Genomic DNA, 17,762 nt, shown 5'->3' with positions numbered 1-17,762 from the left:
ACGGTAACATGAACCAACAAGATAAAGTGAATCAATTAAAAACACAATTACAAACATTTCTTAATCAATTGGATCAATTAGAACCAGAAGAGACCTCAGTTGAAGACATTGATCGATTACTAAAGATCATAGAAGATATGGAAAATAAATTACGCTAAACTTAAATCAATCCATTAAAAGGGATTGATTTTTTTACGACAATACTTTAGTATGGTAAAACGATAAAGATAAAAAGGGGAGTCAACAAATGGAATGGATTGTTGTGATTTCCGTAATGAGTTTACTAATATTTAGTTTGTTACGGATTCATGTTTTTATTGCACTACTATTATCAAGTTTTATTGCAGGTTTATTAGCTAATTTATCGGTTGCTGAGACATTAGAGATTGTTGTCGGTGGTATGGGTGAGCAATCAAATACGGCCTTGAGTTATATTACGTTAGGTGCGTTTGCAGTTGCGATCTCATATACAGGTATCACCTCTATATTAGTTCGTCATTTAGTACATCATTTATCGAACAAAAGAATTTGGATTGTGTTGGCGATTGCAGCTATTGCATCACTATCGCAAAACGTTATACCGGTTCATATAGCGTTTATACCATTACTTATTCCGCCTTTATTAAAATTATTTGATCAAATGGAGTTGGATCGACGTGCTGTAGCGACGGCATTGACATTCGGTCTAAAAGCACCTTATGTCATGATTCCAGCAGGGTATGGCTTAATGTTTCATCAAACGATTCAAAGCGGGATGGCGAATAATGGTTTAGATGCTTCAATAGGTGAAATTGCCATGTCTCTGTTATTGCCAGGTACAGGCATGATCGTCGGGCTTTTAATCGCTGTATTTATAACGTATCGCAAGCCAAGAACTTTACATCATAAAGGTTACGCGCCAATGTTTTCTGAACCACAGGAAGAGGCTGTGAAATTTAATATTAAACATGCCTTAACATTGGTTGCGATCGTCGTTGCATTAACCGTCCAACTAGTGACTGAAGAATTAATTTTAGGTGCATTAGCGGGTCTGTTTACGATGTTTATTTTATTAGTTGTCCCATTCAGAGAAGGTGAACGTGTTATGACTGAGGGGATTAAGATGATGGGCACGATTGCCTTTGTTATGCTAATTTCGGCAGGATTTGGTGAGCTGCTTCAAGAGATTGGTGCGATTGAAGCACTTGTTGTATCGACTGAGGAGATCTTAGGAACGAATCAAGTATTAGTAGCTTTTGTGTTGTTAATTGTTGGTTTATTAATCACATTAGGCATCGGTTCATCTTTTGCAACAGTTCCGATTCTGGCAGCATTGTATGTTCCGATCGGTTTAGCGGCAGGATTTTCAACGATGGCGATTGCTACTTTAATTGGTACTTCAGCTGCATTAGGTGATGCAGGATCACCAGCTAGTGATTCTACGCTCGGGCCAACATCTGGTCTAAATGCAGATGGGAAACACAACCATGTTTGGGATACGTGTGTGCCAACGTTTATTCATTTTAATATTCCTTTAATTTTGTTTGGTTGGTTAGCCGCTATTATTTTATAAGATGTATAAAACACCTCACTTTTATCATGCTAATAAAAAGTGAGGTGTTTTTATTGAGAAAAATAATATTTAGTCTAATTAGTTTGAGTTGTATAATTGTTGCATTTTCACCATCTTTTTCAGCTTACGGTTGGGGTTATAAACGAACGAATGACCATCAAGTACCAGAGATTGGAATGTATCAAGATTTGTTAGATCAATATGGGGGCTATTACCATGATGATTCAGGTGAAAAGACGCTCTATTTAACATTTGATAATGGATTTGAAGCGGGTTATACAGACGGGATTTTAGACATATTAGATGAAAATGAGGTGCCGGCTACATTTTTCGTCACCGGTCATTATGTAAAAAGTGCACCTGAATTGATTCAACGCATGGTGAGTGATGGTCATTTAATCGGTAATCATTCATATACACATGCAGATTTCACAGCATTAACACAATCTGGGTTTAAAGAGGATTTGTTGTTATTTGAACGTGCGTTGCAGTCAGTGACTAACTATGACCGTACACAATATATAAGACCGCCTAAAGGTATTTTTAATGCTCAAACGTTAGAATGGGCGAATGAATTAGGGTATATTCATATGTTTTGGTCATTGGCGTTTGTTGATTGGCACGAAGATAACGTTTCAGGGTGGGAATCTGCTTACAATCAAGTGATGGATCAATTGCACCCAGGTGCGATTATTCTTTTACACACTGTTTCAGAAGATAATGCTGATATGTTAGAACATTTTATTAAAGACTGCATAGATCAAGGCTATACATTCAAATCGTTAGATGACTTAGTCTTTCGTGATCAAGTAATGGATCCTTTAGTCGATTAACCTTAAAAATAAAAAAAAAAAAGAATGCGTATGAGATAAAAGCTAATAAGTCAATGCATTAGCCGGAAAAAAATAGTATTTTATCTATTTTTCCCGGCTATTTGTTTTACATATCTCATAGCAATCTGAAATAGACGAGACTCTTGCGGGAAAAGCACGTGTCCGAAGATCCACTTTAGAAGCGCTCTTTGCTTCTAACGTTAGCTGAGGCCGTGCCCGTAGAAAGGGAGTCCATTTCAGATTGCGATGCCCTCTTGATCGAATTGTTCGTGTTTCAAGATACTCATTATTATTTTGTCCCAGGCTCTTTTTAGATGATTTTCTAAAAATATGAAGGTTGATGAGATGGGTTAGGATGAATACATTGTATTTCTTGACTATTAATGCATCGATCAGTGTTTTGTTTTTTTATTTTTCGATAAGAACCATCATTGTTTAAGATGCGACGTTTTGTGTTGTCTTTTAAAGCTAAATTCAGACTGTAATCCAGCCTTTTTTTGTGAGAAGGTTGAATAATAGGGAATAGTAGTTCAATCCGATTTGACATATTTCGTGTCATCCAATCTGCAGAACCTAAGAAGAAATGATCGTTTCCATTATGGTGGAAATAATAAACACGACTATGTTCTAAAAATCTTCCAACTATACTGTGAACAGTAATGGTGTCACTCACACCTTCTATACCAGGTTTTAAACAGCAAATGCCTCGGACGATTAGATCAATTTCAACACCAACGGAAGATGCTTCATAAAGTTTCAAAATTAATGTCTTGTCTGTTAGGGCATTCATTTTTGCGATGATACGTCCGTTTTGATATTTTTTGTGATAATCTATTTCTTCATCAATCCACCCTAATAAATCATCTAATAAAGTAGCAGGAGCCATCGATAATTCATTAAATATCGGTATTTCTGAGAACCCACTTAAATAATTGAAAAAATGTGTAGCATCTGAAGTAAGGGCTTCTCTTGATGTTAGTAAACTTATATCGGTATAGAACTTTGCCGTTTGGTCATTATAATTGCCGGTACTTAAATGAACAAATTGTTGAATGCCTTGAGATTGTCGCCTAACAACGAGCGTAATTTTACTATGCGTTTTTAAACCTTTTACTCCTAATATAACATGACAGCCTTCTTTTTCTAACATTCTTGCCCACTGAACGTTATTTGCTTCATCAAACCGTGCTTTAAGTTCGACGAGCACTGTGACTTGTTTACCAGCTCTAGCTGCTCGTTTTAAAGAATGAATAATTGGAGAGTCTCCGCTAACCCTGTAAAGTGTTTGTTTGATCGCCAGAATATTGTCGTCACTTGCTGCCTGGTCTAACAGGTTGACGACTGTTTCAAATGATTCATACGGGTGATGGATCATAAGGTCACGTTCCAATAGTTGATCGAACAAAGTAACGTCCTGATTAACTTCTGTTGCAGGTAATGCACATAAGGGTGGATAACAGAGTTTGGGTTTCACATGTTTTAATTCATCATAAAGTTCATTTAAAAAGCTAAGGTCAATTGGGTTTTGATGTGTATAAATATCTTGATTTCTTAACTGTAATTTCTCTAAAAAAATAGACGTAAGCTCAGTCTCATCTGTTGAAGGATTAACTTCAAGACGAACAGCTTGCCCCCAATCACGTTTTTTAAGTTCTTGTTCGATCGACCGTAAAATGTCTTCTGTATCGCCTTCGTCAAATGTTAAGTCAGCACTTCGTGTAATGCGAAAGACGATCGCATTTTTAATACTGTACCCTGTAAATAATTTAGCCGAAAAATGCGTGATGACATCTTCTAGTAATACGTAGCGTGATTGACTTTTAATTTGGATTAATCGATTTAACAGAGCAGGAACTTGGACAATCACGGTTTGATACATGTTTGTTTGTTCGTTAATCGATAGTGTCGCTGCCACATTAAGAGTGTGATTTGCAATTAATGGCAGGGATTTTGTGATGTCTATAGCCAAAGCTGTTAAAACTGGATAGATCATCTGATCAAAATAAGTCTCTAATTGATTTAATTCGGTTTCTGTTAATTGATCGATTTTTAAAATGTGAATATCTTCTTGTCTTAAATCTAAAAGCAGTTGATCGTAATACTCAGAGAGTAAATGTATAAGTTTATGCGTCTCAACAGATATATAATGGACCTGTTCTTTAGCGGATAAACCTGATTTTGAATCGACGTGATCATAGTTATGTCTGATTCTCTCTTTTAAACCAGCTACACGTACCATAAAGAATTCATCCAAGTTAGATGTGAAAATCGATAAAAAGCGTGCACGCTCCAACAAGGGATTAGAAGGATCCATTGATTCTTCTAATACTCTATAGTTAAATTGTAACCAACTTAGTTCACGATTAATAAAGTGGTCATGTTGGTCGAATCTGCTCAATGATGTTGGTAAGGACAACCGAAATCCCTCCTATTTACAGCGATGTTTTAACAAAATCGTACTTAATTGTCCGTTTTAGTGCTTTTTCTAAATGTTTTTTCTGCTTTTCAATTTGATAGGCTTCTGGTGTGACGGTTTTTGTATGATAAAAGGTTATTTGAATGGTTTTATGTTCAATAACGATGTCCATTGAATCAATCGCTTGACGTTTGGTTGCGTCTAAGGCATAGATAAATTTAAGCAATGCACCTAAATGTTGTAATTTTTTTCGTTCAGTTTTGGTCAACCAAGATTTGTATGGATGAATAAACTGCTTAAAAACGGTTTTGTTTTTGAAAGAAGCAACAAGTGCAACTTTTAATTTCTCATCGTGCATTAAACCATCAATCGTTCGGTTAGCTAATAAATAAAAGCTATGCTGTGCACTTGATTCAGCATCTATATAATGACCAAGGTTATAAACGTAAGAGGCTCGCTTCAAAAGAGTCCAATCATTTGGTGAAAAATCATTTATTTCGGCACGTGTAATCGTATCAAAAAACATCCGGCCAAGTGATTGCACATGACTAATTTGTCGCATATTTAACTCATAATCATTGACTAGCTCTTGCATGCTATCTTCTAAAACATTTGGAAATAACGGCTTTTGTTGGTTGTTCAATAAAAAGTAATAATTAACACCATCTCTTAAACCTTTCTGGCTTAATATGAATTGAGTAGCTTTTGTGTATTCATAAAGACAATTAAACGTAAGTATGGCCGGGATGATAATATCTGCGCGGTCTTTTGATAATCCTTCTACTTTTTGACGTTTTTTCAAAGATAATGGATTGAGATAATGAAAAACGCGTAAAATATCATCTTGATTCATTTCATACTGATGAAGCCCGGCCATTGGATAGGCTTTATCATGCTGATCGATTTGTGCTAAATTACGAGCACTACCACCAATACCAATAATGGGGACGTGTCGATCTTTTAGCCAATCGAGCGTTGCGAATTGTTCATATACAAAATCTTTAATACGCTGATTGTTTGTCTCTTTAGAGTCCTGATCTGAAATAAGTTGATCCAGTGTTAATGTACCAAAAGGAAAACTATGACTAAAAAGAATATCCCGATTTTTAAAATAGGTGACCTCTGTACTCCCACCACCCATATCAACCGTAATACCTTCGTTTATGGATGTTGAATTCACGACAGCTAGATAACCATAATAAGCTTCCTCTGCCTCGCTAAGAATACGCATGTCCCAACCAAGTTCATCTTTTACCCGTTTAACAAGTTGTGTTTGATTGTTGGCTTGTCTAATGGCAGCTGTTGCAATACAGGTGAATTGTTGTAAAGGATAGACGTTTAGGACTGAAGAAAAGTCCGATAAAGTATCGATTAGGATGGCTTGTCCTCGTTCTGTTAGATCATTGTCTGCATTTAAATGGTTTCTTAATCGGGCGACGACTTTAACATTTTCAACCTCTTTTAGTCGTCTGGATGCTTCCTGTTCATAGATCACAAGACGCATTGTATTTGAACCAATATCAATTAAAGCATAGTAATTTTTTGCTTGATTCATCCGATTTCAGTCCTTTCCTTACTGTTCGTATTTAACGAGTTGAATGAATTGTTGTTGATAAGCTTTGGCCTCTTCTGTTTGATCTTGTTCTTTTAATAAAGTAATTAATTGCTTATTAACAGCCTCGTTTGTAGGGTCCAAATCCATTACCCATTTATAACAAGCTATCGCTTTTGAATATGCGTGAAATTTTTTATAGAGCTCGGCTAGTGTTTCTTGTTTATCCGGGTCTTCTTGAAGTTGTTTGATTTGTTGTAGTGCCCCCGTATAAGACAGGTTGTCCTGTTTTGATTCGATCCATTCAAGAATGGTATCAATCTCAGTTGTATCTAATAATGATTCAATAATGATACGAATAGCGATCTCTTTTGTTTCGTTATCAAAATCTTGTATACGATCATCAAAAGAATGGCTTCTCTTTTGGAATATTTGATATTTTGTACGATTACTTGATTGTTTAAGTTGTGATAAAAATTGTTTAGGTTCAATACTATGATTGAATGTAGGGTGAAGGACTAATTTTATATATTCATCAGAGGTTACAACGGATAAAAGAGCGTCACTAAATACTTCATAGTTCATTAATGCTGGTTTATGTTTATACATACTGAGTAATGTCAGACGCTGCACGGAGGTTGGATAAGTCTTTAATTGTGGTAAAAATGCATCCCACGCTTGTTGGCTAAAACGATTTGTTAATCGATGAGTTTGTAAAATTAAGTAATCAAGTGTGCGGTTTTGTTCTTTGAAAAGGTTTTTTAATCGATTAATGTCTAGAGGTGTGTAGAACTCAAGTTCTTCGGGTTTCATATGTGAATCAACAAAAGCAACATCATTGACCATGTCTTTAGCATAATGATGATGGGGTTCCATTTGAAGAAGGAGTGTTAAGGCTGTATATGCCTTTTGACGTTTACCATTTTGGAGAAAAGTACGTGCTGTTTTAATGAATTCGTTATGAATTTTGGCAGAGTCAATGACTTGATCGAAATAAGAGAGGATGATGAGTTGTTCGATGTTCGGCTGCATTTTTAAGGAACGATCCATGACTTGTCTCGGTTTAGAACAAGGAAAAATAGAGTCGTTCGTTAATTCATAGATCGCTGGGTGATCACCATGAATAACGATACCGTTATCGAACGCTCGTTTAATGAAGCTATTTTGTTTTAGCTCATCAGCTTTAATGGTATTGATGTAACGATTTTTATGAAAGATTAAATAGTAGTTTGATTTTGACCGACCTTGTGCTTGGACGATTTTAGCGTGTTGGTACATAGCAAGTCCTTTTGTGGAAAGGGTAGCTACTTTCTTTTGACTTTTGATTTTACATTTCATTTAATCTTCCTCCTTTATAGTTATATCTATCATAACATATAAAGGGTTGATAAATGGCTTGGCGAAAAGAGAATTTGTAAATTTTGATCAAATGAGTTGAAAGTCAAAGAAGGTCAGAGTATACTAATAGTCAAAGAAGGTCAAAAGAAAGCGAAAAGGAGGAGAGACCTTATGAAATGTCAAAAATGTATGCAACGTCCCGCAACTGTCAATGTGACACTCCGAATGAATCAGCATACTGAACGTATGCACCTCTGTGAATCATGCTTTAATGAAATTAAACAACAGTCGATGAACCCTAGTGGTTTTTATGGTCAAGGTGACCAACAAGGGTTTAGTCAAAATGGTCCTCAATTTAATCAATCGAAACAAAACGTTCATACGAAACAAAACAACGACCAAGGTGGCTTACTTGATGAGCTAGGCCGTAATTTAACGGATGCTGCTAGATCAGGCTTAATTGATCCAGTGATTGGCCGTGAACAAGAAGTTAAACGTGTGGTTGAAACGTTAAATCGCAGAAATAAAAATAACCCAGTCTTAATCGGTGAACCTGGTGTTGGTAAGACGGCGATTGCAGAAGGGTTAGCTTTGAAAATTGTTAATCAAGACGTTCCGAAAAAACTAGAAAATAAAGAAATATATTTATTAGATGTTGCTTCATTAGTTGCCAACACAGGTGTGAGAGGTCAATTTGAAGAGAGAATGAAAGAACTTGTATCAGAATTACAATCACGATCAAATGTTATATTGTTCGTTGATGAGATTCATCTATTGGTTGGTGCTGGTACAGCAGAAGGTTCTCAAATGGATGCTGGGAACATTTTAAAACCCGCACTTGCTAGAGGGGAACTCCAGTTAGTAGGGGCAACAACTCTTAAAGAGTATCGTCAAATTGAGAAGGATGCAGCACTAGAACGTCGATTCCAACCGGTTATGGTTAATGAACCATCTGTTGAAGAAGCCGTTCAAATTCTTAAAGGCATTAAAGATCGATATGAGAACTATCATCATGTTATTTATCCTGACGAAGTGATCGAAGATGCTGTGCGTTTATCTAAACGTTATATCCAAGATCGTTTCTTACCGGATAAGGCGATTGATTTAATTGATGAGGCTGGTGCCAGACTTAACTTAACCCATTCTGAATCAGATCGGTCTTCCATTCAAGAACGCTTAGATACAATCGAAAAAGAAAAGTTTAAAGCAGCTGAAAAGGAAGATTATGAACGTGCTGCTCACTTAAGACATGAAGAAATTCAGTTAGAAAAGCAGCTGGAAGAAGCAAATGATGATCCTTCTGAATCGGTAACATCAGAAGACATTCAATCATTGATTGAAGAAAAAACGGGTATTCCAGTGAAAAAAATGCAGGCTGATGAACAGACGAAAATGCGTCATTTGAAAGACCAACTAGCATCTTCTGTGATTGGACAAGACCATGCGGTTGATAAAGTGGCCAAAGCGATACGTCGTAGCCGAGCAGGATTAAAATCCGAACACCGTCCAATTGGTTCATTCTTATTTGTTGGACCAACTGGTGTAGGGAAGACTGAATTGACGAAAGTATTAGCTGAAGAATTATTTGGAACAAAAGATGCCCTGATCCGATTGGATATGAGTGAATATATGGAAAAACATGCTGTATCTAAAATTATCGGTTCACCACCAGGCTATGTTGGCCATGAAGAAGCGGGTCAACTGACAGAAAAAATCCGTCGTAAACCATATAGTTTAATTTTGTTAGATGAAATTGAAAAGGCGCATCCAGATGTTCAGCATATGTTCCTTCAAATTATGGAAGATGGACATCTAACCGATAGCCATGGTCGCACCGTTAACTTTAAAGATACTGTCATTATTATGACAAGTAATGCAGGCACAAGCTTTAAAGAGAAACATGTTGGTTTCACGAAAGATCAAAATGAAGCTGTTACAACGCTTGAAAGTTTAAGTGATTATTTCAAACCAGAATTCTTGAACCGTTTCGACTCCATTATTACCTTCGATCAACTTGAACAAGAACATTTAATTCAAATTGTTGATTTGATGTTAGGTGAATTAAGAGAACGAACAGAAGAACAAGGGTATACCATTACTGTGACTGAAGAAGCTAAGAGCTTTTTAGCAGAGAAAGGTTACGATCGAAACTTTGGTGCACGTCCTTTAAGACGGGTGATTCAAGAAACCGTTGAGGACGGGATCACGGATCTCTTGTTAGAAGATGAAGAGGTAGAAAAAATGTTAGTCGATGTAGAGAATGATCAAATTGTTGTAAATAAACAAGCATAGTTAAATGATAACTCAATGATTGGCTCGAAAAGCTTATCATTGAGTTATTTATGATATTTTATATTTAAACTCTTTCTTGTTTATTAGTTGTTGCTTCAAATGTCACCATTTGACTCGCTTTAGTTGGATACTCTCCATAATTGTAATCTGCTGATATGATAATGTCTTTAAATCCTATTTTTTCTAAGATTAATTTAAATTCTTCAATGCCGTACCACCGCAGTGGAAAACGCTCTAATTCAGTTTTTGATAGTTCACCATTAGTCCATTTCTCATAGCGATGGTGTGATAGGGTGTATTGGTTGATTACGTCTACATCGACGACCTTGCTTTCTAATGTTATGATGTGATCTTCTAATTCCCAGGTCTTAGTAGTGGTATTGTCAACTGTTAGATTGGGTTGTAAAAAGATATCTAATATCAACTTACCGTCAGTTGTAAGATGATTATAGAAGTTTTTCAAAGCATCTATAGAATCGCTTCTTTTATGTAATAATAAAAATGTTCCAGTAGGTATGATAATGGCTTCATACTTTTTATCCACTAAAAAGCTTTCCATATGTCCCTTAAATAAACTTGGATTTAACCCTTTATTTTTACAGTTGTGTCGACAAATATCTAACATGTCTTCTGATAAGTCAAATCCTTCTACTTTTAAGCCACTTTCTAAGAGTGGTATTAAGATCCGCCCTGTTCCAACCCCGGGTTCAAGAATATCGCCTTTACAAGAACTTAAGCGATCTCTGTAGAATTCAACATCTCCAAAAGAAAGTCCAATATATTTATCTAGATTATATACTTTAGAAGATAGCTTGTTATAGTAACCGAAGATAAGATAACCCCCTCTTTCTCATTAATATATTCATTTTAGAACACATATTGCTCCCAATAGAAGCCTTCATGTAATGTATTTTACAGACAATTGTAATAAAAATAAATTAAATTTTTTGAATATATATTCATTTATTGTTGAGTATTGATAATGATAGTTTAGATAATATGGAGAAATAAAGCATATTTCCTTAAATTCTACAAATCCTATTGTGAATAATCATGTAAAGAACTGTTTAAATAGTTTATACACAGCGTTTTGAATAGATGTTTCTATGTGAAATGTTTGCTATAATGTCGAATACAGACAGAAGGAGGGGAAGTTAAGATGATTAAAGAAAAACAATATGAGTGCCATACAGAGTATGATCCGTTAAAACAAGTGATCGTTTCTCCACCTAATTATATGAGAATTACACAAATTATTAACGAAACACAAAAATATTATATTGACCATAATATCGATATCAATAAAGCGAAAAAACAGCACCTTCATTTTGTAGATTTGATGAGAGAACGAGGCGTTCAAATTACAAGTCTTGAACCGGAAGAGCAATTAAATGAACAAGTATTCACAAGGGATATCGGTTTTACCATCGGTGAAACTTTTTTTGTGAGTAAGATGAAACGAACGATTCGAAAAGCTGAAACCGATAAATTAAAACAGCATTTAAATGATCTAGGCTTTGATTATATTACCTTTTCCGATTATCCAATAGAAGGTGGAGACGTCATCATTGATGGCACTCGTGTTTGGATAGGGTTAAGTAAACGCACTAGCCGAAGAGCTGTCGAAGAATTAAAAGCTTATTTGCCGACATATTCGATTGAGATGATTGATTTAGGTGAGGACATTTTACACTTGGATTGTGCATTTAATATTGTGTCACCTGATGTGGCGATTGTTTATAAAAAAGGAATATCTCACGCAGATTATGATAAATTGTCTGAGCATTACGATTTAATAGAGGTCGATGATTCTGAGTATATATCGTTAGGGACGAACGTCTTATCATTAGGCAATAAGACGGTGATTAGTTTACCAGAAAATTTACTTGTCAATCAGGCATTAAAGGATAGAGGATTTCAAGTCATAAAAGTTCCATTTTCAGAAATTATTAAATCGGGTGGCTCATTTAGGTGTGCGACACTTCCAACAGTCCGTCAATCTAAATAAAGAATCACGCATTCGATATTAGTAATCGAATGCGTGATTTTATTTTTCATTCTTCGAAAATGTGGTGAACGATAACAAGAGTAAACTTGAGATGATAGCGATCATAACAAAAAATGCAATCCATAAATCTGTAGAAATTTGACCTTCATTTAACATGTCTGCTATTAAGGCACTAATATTATTAGGGAACCATGGCATTCTATTTGAGAAAACGCCGTTAATGATGGACATAATAATCAATGTTAATACTGAAACACCAGCCACAACAGCTTGTTTATTAAATAAGGTATTATAAAAGACAACAAGCGTTATGACAAAAATGAGCCATAAACTGTAAAAGAGAATTGTCCAGAACCATTCACTAAAGGAAATAGAATCAAATAATAAATTAGTATAATACCAACTAAAAAGCATGCCCAAAATAAAAGATGTTATAAAAAATATAACTTTAGTGAGCCATTTAGATAAAATGTAATACACGGTTGATATTGGTTTAACTAAAATTAAGTCACTAACGCCACTTTGACGTTCCGCGGCAATCGTTCCCATCGTTAATAAGATAATAATTAAAACACCGAACATGCTATATTCTGATAGACTCATCATTAAAACATCAGCCCCTGACATAGCGGGTATTTCAAAGATAATTTCTTCTTCAAATCCACCGAATTCCTCTAATAAAACAGGTAAATAATAAGTAGTGATCGGATCCATAATCCCAATTAATATAAAAGTGATGGGTACCCAAATCCAACTAAAATTACGCCAATGTTCAAGCCATTCTTTGTTCATCAATGTTTTAAATTGATTCATTGGTTGAGCACCTCCATAAACATATCCTCAAGTGTTGTTTTCCCAGTCGTGAAATAATTCAAGGACCAATTGTGAGACAAAGTAGCATTTAGAACAGACTCTCTTGCAACGTCTAAATCAGAAACCATACACGTGATGCCATCAGCAGTTGCTAACACACTTTCAATGCCTTCTAACGCCTCGATTTCTTCAATTTGTTTTTCTTCAACTGTTTCAAAGTGGAGATCAATTTTTTGATTTTGGTATTTTTTCTGTAATGCTTCAAGAGAACCTTTTTCTTTAATTTTGCCGTGATCAATAACGATAAGACCATCACTAATCTCTTCAGCATCATTAAGAATATGCGTGGAGAATAATAGAGTTGTTTCTTTTTTTAATTCCTTAAGTAATGTTAAAACTTCTCGTCTTCCAATTGGATCAAGAGATGAAACAGGCTCATCCATTAAGAGTAAGCGAGGTTGATGAATCAATGATTGTGCAATACCTAATCGTTGCTTCATGCCTCCAGAGTATTTGTGGATGCGCATATTTGCAGCATCAGAAATACCAACCCGTTCAAGTAATTCGATCGCTCTTGTTTTGGCCTCTTTTTGCGAGAGGTGAGCGAGTTTACCAACAAATACTAAGAACTCCATACCCGTCATCCAACCGTGAAAGACAGGGTGTTGGGGAAGGTAACCAATTTCAGATCGAACATCTTTTTTTCCGTTCGATCCTTCAATTTCAATGGTCCCGTCAGTCGGCTTTAGTAGTCCAGCTAACATGCGTAGTGTTGTCGTCTTACCGGCACCGTTAGCACCTAGAAGTGCAACACACTCACCTTGATTTAATTCAAAAGATAGCTCGTCAACAGCTTTTATATTGTTGAAGTCTTTTGTTAGTTTTTTAACTTGTAACTGCATCTAGTCATGTCTCCTTCCGATTATGAAAAACAGGATCGGGCCAATCGTGTTCACAAAAATAATAATGACTAACCAAAGCCACTTAGGGCCTTTTGTCTGATCCGTTTTAAACCAGACAATAAGAGCAGCCACCATGAGAATAAATTGCAAAATAAAAAGCGGGAGTAAAAATTCAATTAAATTTGCGATCTCGTCCATATCGTCACCTCCGAAAAACGAGTTAATGTATCCGATTATAGCTAATTTTAGAGTAATGTTAATAGTTGGCAAAGTCAACATAAATTACACAGCGAAATATAAGGAAACTCTATACATTTCGCGAATTATGTCGATAAATAAATATAAGGTTTTATAAATCTGATCATCTATAAAAGATATGATCAAGGGGGAGAATTATGAAACGAAAAAGTAGTATTCGGATGAAAATTCTTATTTTCATACCGATTGTTGTGTTGGCCATGTTCGTGCTTAGTTATTTTAGTTACCGATTAGCTGAGGCTGAGCTAGAAGATCAAATAGAAGAAAAAATGGACTATTTAGCAAATGACATCACACATTATATTGATGGTGAATTGTTAGGACATCAACGATTAGGGGAGTCCATGGCTCGTGTAGTTCAAGTTGAAGGAACATCCTTCGACCATGATCAGTATCAACAGCTGTTTGAAGAATTTCTTGAATTAAATGAGGATACGTATGGAATGGGCGTATGGTTTGAACCTTTTATGTATGATGAAGACATAGAATTTTTTGGTCCATATGGCTATAAAGATGGAGATAACGTCATATTTACTGATGAATATGAAGATCCTGATTACGATTACCCTACGCACGACTGGTATTTAGCTGGAAAAGAACAGGATGAGATTACATGGACAGCTCCTTATTATGATGAGGCGTTAGACATGACGTTAATTACGACAAGTATTCCTTTTTACGATGCATCCGGCACATTTTCAGGGGTTATTTCAAGTGATATTGACATTAGTCAATTGCAAACAGTGATTCAAGATGTGGATACTGGAACGAGTGGACAAGCATTCCTTCTAGATGCTCAAGACCATTTTATCGTGCACCCAGATGAAGATGAATTTTCAGGATCAGCACTGAGTGAAGATGAGACATTCAGCACATTGAATGACGCGATCAATGAAAGCCGAACTGGCATTCATGAAGCAGAAGTAGATGGAGATTCAGCACATATTTACTATCAAGAAATTCCACGAACAAATTGGACGTTAGGATTTGTGATGCCAGATCGCGAAGTATATGCAGCATTAAATGAATTGTTAATGGCGATGGGCGGTATTGCATTAATTGTCATGCTTGTCTTTATCGTGATTGCTCTTATACTAGCAAGACGACTTGTAAAACCTATTCATCGATTGAATAAAGAAGTTGACAAGGTGGCTTCAGGTGATTTATCCGTTTATATCAAGCCCCAAACTTCTGATGAAGTGGGTGAATTAACAACGAACTTTAATCAGATGGTAGCAAATATTAAAGGTTTAGTTGAAGCTGTTCGTACATCGGTTACAACCGTATCTGATGCGACTGAACAACTAAGCTCTGTATCAGAAGAAACCACGGCATCAAGTGAAGAAATTAGTCGGGCAATGAGTCAAGTTTCAGAAGGGACAACAGATGCTAGTCAGCATGCAGAAGACACAAATGAACAAACGTTAAGTTTATCTGAGCAGCTGACAAATTTAGTGAAGAAAACAGAGCAACTCAAATCCTTTTCTGAACAGGTTGATCAGATTAATGATCGTGGTGTGGAGCAGATGAGTGAATTACAATCAAGTGCCGATCAATCTAAACAAGTCGTTGATGAGATTGGGCATGTGATAACTGATTTATCAAGTCAGATTACAAACATTGACTCTATTGTAAATACGATCAGCGATATTTCCGAGCAAACAAACTTACTTGCTCTAAATGCGTCAATTGAAGCGGCACGTGCTGGTGAACACGGTAAGGGATTTGCCGTTGTGGCTGAGGAAGTTAGAAAACTTGCAGAACAAACATCTCATGCGACTACAGACATTTCTAGTACGATTCAAGTTGTTCAAAATGTTTCTAAAACGGCCGTTGATCAGATAGAGCAGACTCAAACGATGGCAGATAAACAAAGTGGTGTGGCTCGAGACTCATCACAATTATTTAGTGATATTTCAGCTGAGAATAAACAAATGATTGGTGCGATTGAGGAAATTGGTTCGGATATACATCAAATTGATCAATATAAGGAACGAGTCGTTGAATCGATTAGTCATATTGCAACGATATTAGAAGAAACAGCAGCTGCATCTGAAGAAGTTGATGCCTCAGCGGCAGAGCAATTAGAAGCGCTTAAGATGGTAACAGACTCTGCAGAGCAGTTACAAGAATCGGGTGAATCACTCGATCGACAAATGAAACAGTTTAAAACTGAAAAATAGTTTTATATCATATTTTCAAAAAAATTAAAGCTAATGATCTGTTCAACACATGAACGGATCATTAGCTTTATTTATGCTTTAGTTAAGATTATATATTTAGCTATAAACAGGCTCTGGCATGAGACGGTCACAGAAAGTTGGTACTTTTTTGATATCATGTGATTGAGGCATGAGTTCAACTTTAAGGGTGACAGTTAAAGTCGTTTTAACATATAACATATCCCGGAATAAGTCAACCGCACCACAGAAGTTAGGATAAAAGCTATCTCCCGTGCCAAATACGGCTGTTCTTAAATGCTTCGGTGATTGTTCTTCAAACCAATCAAATAAAGGTTCCATTTCCATAGGTAAGTCACCGCTTCCCCATGTGTACGTTCCGATAGCAATAAAATCATAATTTAATAGCTGATCATAATCAATTTCATCAACATGAACATAATCTAAATCTTCTATAGAAGCGGATAGAGTATCATAGACCTCTTGAGCTAACTGATAGGTATTACCTGTCACTGAACTATAAATGATACATGCTTTCATTGATTATACGCTCCTTTACAACTCATCAAAACCATTTGATGACGACACTTTCGTATACGTTCTTGATTTTTGTTCGAAGAAATCTGATTTCGTTTCGTTCATCATTTCATCACTAAAAACATGAATCCACGCCATTGGATTGTCACGTTCAGGGTAATAATTATCAAGTCCAATCTGTCGGAATCGTTTATTTGCTAGGTATTCGACGTAGTGATGGAATTCTTCTAAATCAATCCCTTCAATATCTTCAAGAATATAATTTGCCCATTCTTTTTCAAGTTGAACGGCACGGTCAATGGTGTCATATGCATATTGAATGTTTTCATCTGTATTTAGTTCTGGATTCTCAGTTAAAAGAATACGAATAAATTGACTGATGAAATAAGCATGTTGCATTTCATCACGTTGAATATAGCTAATCATCGTGCTTGTTTTTAACATCTTTTGCTGACGTGCTAAGTGATAGAAAAAGGCAAAACCAGCATAGAAATAAATACCTTCAAGATTAATTGAATTGATGGCGAGCTCATATAATTTTTGTGGTGTTGGCTCTTCTCTAAACGCTTCATAGTGATCTAGTATTAATTGATTTCGTTTTTGCACGACAGGGTCTTCTTTTGCTTGATCAAATCGTTTGTTTTGTTCGGCAAGCGGAACAAGAGAGCTTAAAATATATGAATAAGATTCATTGTGAACAGCCTCTTGTTGGCTAATGACTGCAAAAATCGCCTTAAAACTCGAGTCTGTTACATAATCCATGACTTGTGTCATTGTTGGTGTTTGCAAGCTATCTAAAGATGCCAGCTGAGTGTTAATTCTTAAGAAAACATCTTTTTCTGTTTCCGTTAAATAATCCCACTGTTTAATATCATCTTGCATATTGATCTCTTGAGCTTTCCAAAAGTTTGATAGCAACGTTTGATAAAGATCATACATTTGTGGATAAGCAATATCATTCCAATTTAAAAGCCCAGAATTTTGTCCGTTAATGACACCAGTTGCTTTGTTTGGGTAGGTTGGATTTAATAGCTTTATGCGAGATAAAGGTGTATCAGTAAAACTCATTGTTAGCCTCCTT

15 protein-coding genes are annotated in these 17,762 nt (G+C 35.8%); 6 read left to right on the top strand and 9 right to left on the bottom strand.

Annotated features, from left to right (window positions below; all coding sequences use genetic code 11):
* Window positions 1-8: 8 nt before the first annotated feature.
* The 3 genes from BLR62_RS12460 (at window position 9) to pdaA (ending at window position 2,385) form a co-directional block, all read left to right on the top strand.
* Window positions 9-158, top strand: a complete 150-nt coding sequence (locus BLR62_RS12460; protein ID WP_176759237.1) for an SE1561 family protein — start codon at window positions 9-11, stop codon at window positions 156-158.
* Window positions 159-247: 89 nt separating this feature from the next.
* Complete coding sequence (locus BLR62_RS06375; protein WP_090794897.1) at window positions 248-1,552, top strand: Na+/H+ antiporter family protein; 1,305 nt, start codon at window positions 248-250, stop codon at window positions 1,550-1,552.
* 44 nt (window positions 1,553-1,596) lie between these two features.
* A complete protein-coding gene (pdaA, locus tag BLR62_RS06370; RefSeq protein ID WP_245719428.1) occupies window positions 1,597-2,385 on the top strand; it encodes a delta-lactam-biosynthetic de-N-acetylase in 789 nt (262 codons plus the stop codon).
* A 322-nt stretch (window positions 2,386-2,707) separates the two neighbouring features.
* Here the strand turns inward: pdaA and BLR62_RS06365 are convergent, their stop codons facing one another.
* From BLR62_RS06365 to BLR62_RS06355, 3 genes are read right to left on the bottom strand one after another with little or no spacing between them, the layout of a single operon-like run.
* Window positions 2,708-4,801 carry an RNA degradosome polyphosphate kinase gene (locus BLR62_RS06365; RefSeq protein ID WP_245719419.1) on the bottom strand — a complete coding sequence of 698 codons (2,094 nt, stop codon included), beginning with the start codon at window positions 4,799-4,801 and terminating at the stop codon, window positions 2,708-2,710.
* A 16-nt stretch (window positions 4,802-4,817) separates the two neighbouring features.
* A complete protein-coding gene (locus BLR62_RS06360) occupies window positions 4,818-6,356 on the bottom strand; it encodes a Ppx/GppA family phosphatase (RefSeq protein ID WP_090794893.1) in 1,539 nt (512 codons plus the stop codon).
* 18 nt (window positions 6,357-6,374) lie between these two features.
* Window positions 6,375-7,691, bottom strand: a complete 1,317-nt coding sequence (locus tag BLR62_RS06355; RefSeq protein ID WP_090794890.1) for a hypothetical protein — start codon at window positions 7,689-7,691, stop codon at window positions 6,375-6,377.
* A gap of 171 nt (window positions 7,692-7,862) precedes the next feature.
* Here BLR62_RS06355 and BLR62_RS06350 point away from each other — a divergent pair, with 171 nt between their 5' ends.
* Complete coding sequence (locus BLR62_RS06350; protein WP_090794888.1) at window positions 7,863-9,983, top strand: ATP-dependent Clp protease ATP-binding subunit; 2,121 nt, start codon at window positions 7,863-7,865, stop codon at window positions 9,981-9,983.
* 64 nt (window positions 9,984-10,047) lie between these two features.
* Here BLR62_RS06350 and BLR62_RS06345 read toward each other — a convergent pair whose 3' ends face one another.
* A complete protein-coding gene (locus tag BLR62_RS06345) occupies window positions 10,048-10,815 on the bottom strand; it encodes a class I SAM-dependent methyltransferase (protein ID WP_090794885.1) in 768 nt (255 codons plus the stop codon).
* Window positions 10,816-11,142: 327 nt separating this feature from the next.
* Between BLR62_RS06345 and BLR62_RS06340 the strand changes: the two genes are divergently transcribed.
* Window positions 11,143-11,991: a dimethylarginine dimethylaminohydrolase family protein gene (locus BLR62_RS06340; protein WP_090794882.1), complete on the top strand. Its 849-nt coding sequence runs from the start codon at window positions 11,143-11,145 to the stop codon at window positions 11,989-11,991.
* A gap of 39 nt (window positions 11,992-12,030) precedes the next feature.
* On the opposite strand, the gene BLR62_RS06335 is transcribed toward BLR62_RS06340, so the two are convergent.
* From BLR62_RS06335 to BLR62_RS06325, 3 genes are read right to left on the bottom strand one after another with little or no spacing between them, the layout of a single operon-like run.
* Window positions 12,031-12,804: an ABC transporter permease gene (locus tag BLR62_RS06335; protein WP_090794881.1), complete on the bottom strand. Its 774-nt coding sequence runs from the start codon at window positions 12,802-12,804 to the stop codon at window positions 12,031-12,033.
* Window positions 12,801-13,706: an ABC transporter ATP-binding protein gene (locus BLR62_RS06330; RefSeq protein ID WP_090794878.1), complete on the bottom strand. Its 906-nt coding sequence runs from the start codon at window positions 13,704-13,706 to the stop codon at window positions 12,801-12,803. The genes BLR62_RS06335 and BLR62_RS06330 overlap by 4 nt, the downstream gene beginning before the upstream one ends.
* Window positions 13,707-13,904 (bottom strand): PLD nuclease N-terminal domain-containing protein, encoded by a 198-nt coding sequence (locus BLR62_RS06325; protein WP_090794875.1) that lies wholly within the window; start codon window positions 13,902-13,904, stop codon window positions 13,707-13,709.
* Between the two features lie 197 nt (window positions 13,905-14,101).
* Here BLR62_RS06325 and BLR62_RS06320 point away from each other — a divergent pair, with 197 nt between their 5' ends.
* Window positions 14,102-16,147 carry a methyl-accepting chemotaxis protein gene (locus tag BLR62_RS06320; protein WP_090794873.1) on the top strand — a complete coding sequence of 682 codons (2,046 nt, stop codon included), beginning with the start codon at window positions 14,102-14,104 and terminating at the stop codon, window positions 16,145-16,147.
* Window positions 16,148-16,243: 96 nt separating this feature from the next.
* On the opposite strand, the gene BLR62_RS06315 is transcribed toward BLR62_RS06320, so the two are convergent.
* Together BLR62_RS06315 and BLR62_RS06310 are read right to left on the bottom strand one after the other, a co-directional pair.
* Window positions 16,244-16,684, bottom strand: a complete 441-nt coding sequence (locus tag BLR62_RS06315) for a flavodoxin domain-containing protein (RefSeq protein ID WP_090794871.1) — start codon at window positions 16,682-16,684, stop codon at window positions 16,244-16,246.
* 15 nt (window positions 16,685-16,699) lie between these two features.
* Entirely contained in the window at window positions 16,700-17,749 is a 1,050-nt protein-coding gene (locus BLR62_RS06310; protein ID WP_090794869.1) for a ribonucleotide-diphosphate reductase subunit beta, read from the bottom strand.
* Between the last annotated feature and the right edge of the window lie 13 nt (window positions 17,750-17,762).

It is taken from the genome of Pelagirhabdus alkalitolerans, from assembly GCF_900096905.1.
GTDB classification, from domain to species: domain Bacteria; phylum Bacillota; class Bacilli; order Bacillales; family Amphibacillaceae; genus Pelagirhabdus; species Pelagirhabdus alkalitolerans.
The sequence above is the reverse complement of the archived record's forward strand: the minus strand, read 5'-3'. Positions and strand labels throughout refer to the sequence as shown.

Excerpts from the sequence above, each read along its gene's own strand:
- BLR62_RS06325 (WP_090794875.1), bottom strand. The coding sequence starts at position 13,904 with ATGGACGAGATCGCAAATTTAATTGAATTTTTACTCCCGCTTTTTATT.
- BLR62_RS06375 (WP_090794897.1), top strand. The coding sequence starts at position 248 with ATGGAATGGATTGTTGTGATTTCCGTAATGAGTTTACTAATATTTAGT.
- BLR62_RS06335 (WP_090794881.1), bottom strand. The coding sequence starts at position 12,804 with ATGAATCAATTTAAAACATTGATGAACAAAGAATGGCTTGAACATTGG.
- BLR62_RS06320 (WP_090794873.1), top strand. The coding sequence starts at position 14,102 with ATGAAACGAAAAAGTAGTATTCGGATGAAAATTCTTATTTTCATACCG.
- BLR62_RS06360 (WP_090794893.1), bottom strand. The coding sequence starts at position 6,356 with ATGAATCAAGCAAAAAATTACTATGCTTTAATTGATATTGGTTCAAAT.
- BLR62_RS06330 (WP_090794878.1), bottom strand. The coding sequence starts at position 13,706 with ATGCAGTTACAAGTTAAAAAACTAACAAAAGACTTCAACAATATAAAA.
- BLR62_RS12460 (WP_176759237.1), top strand. The coding sequence starts at position 9 with ATGAACCAACAAGATAAAGTGAATCAATTAAAAACACAATTACAAACA.
- BLR62_RS06315 (WP_090794871.1), bottom strand. The coding sequence starts at position 16,684 with ATGAAAGCATGTATCATTTATAGTTCAGTGACAGGTAATACCTATCAG.
- BLR62_RS06340 (WP_090794882.1), top strand. The coding sequence starts at position 11,143 with ATGATTAAAGAAAAACAATATGAGTGCCATACAGAGTATGATCCGTTA.
- BLR62_RS06355 (WP_090794890.1), bottom strand. The coding sequence starts at position 7,691 with ATGAAATGTAAAATCAAAAGTCAAAAGAAAGTAGCTACCCTTTCCACA.
- BLR62_RS06350 (WP_090794888.1), top strand. The coding sequence starts at position 7,863 with ATGAAATGTCAAAAATGTATGCAACGTCCCGCAACTGTCAATGTGACA.
- BLR62_RS06310 (WP_090794869.1), bottom strand. The coding sequence starts at position 17,749 with ATGAGTTTTACTGATACACCTTTATCTCGCATAAAGCTATTAAATCCA.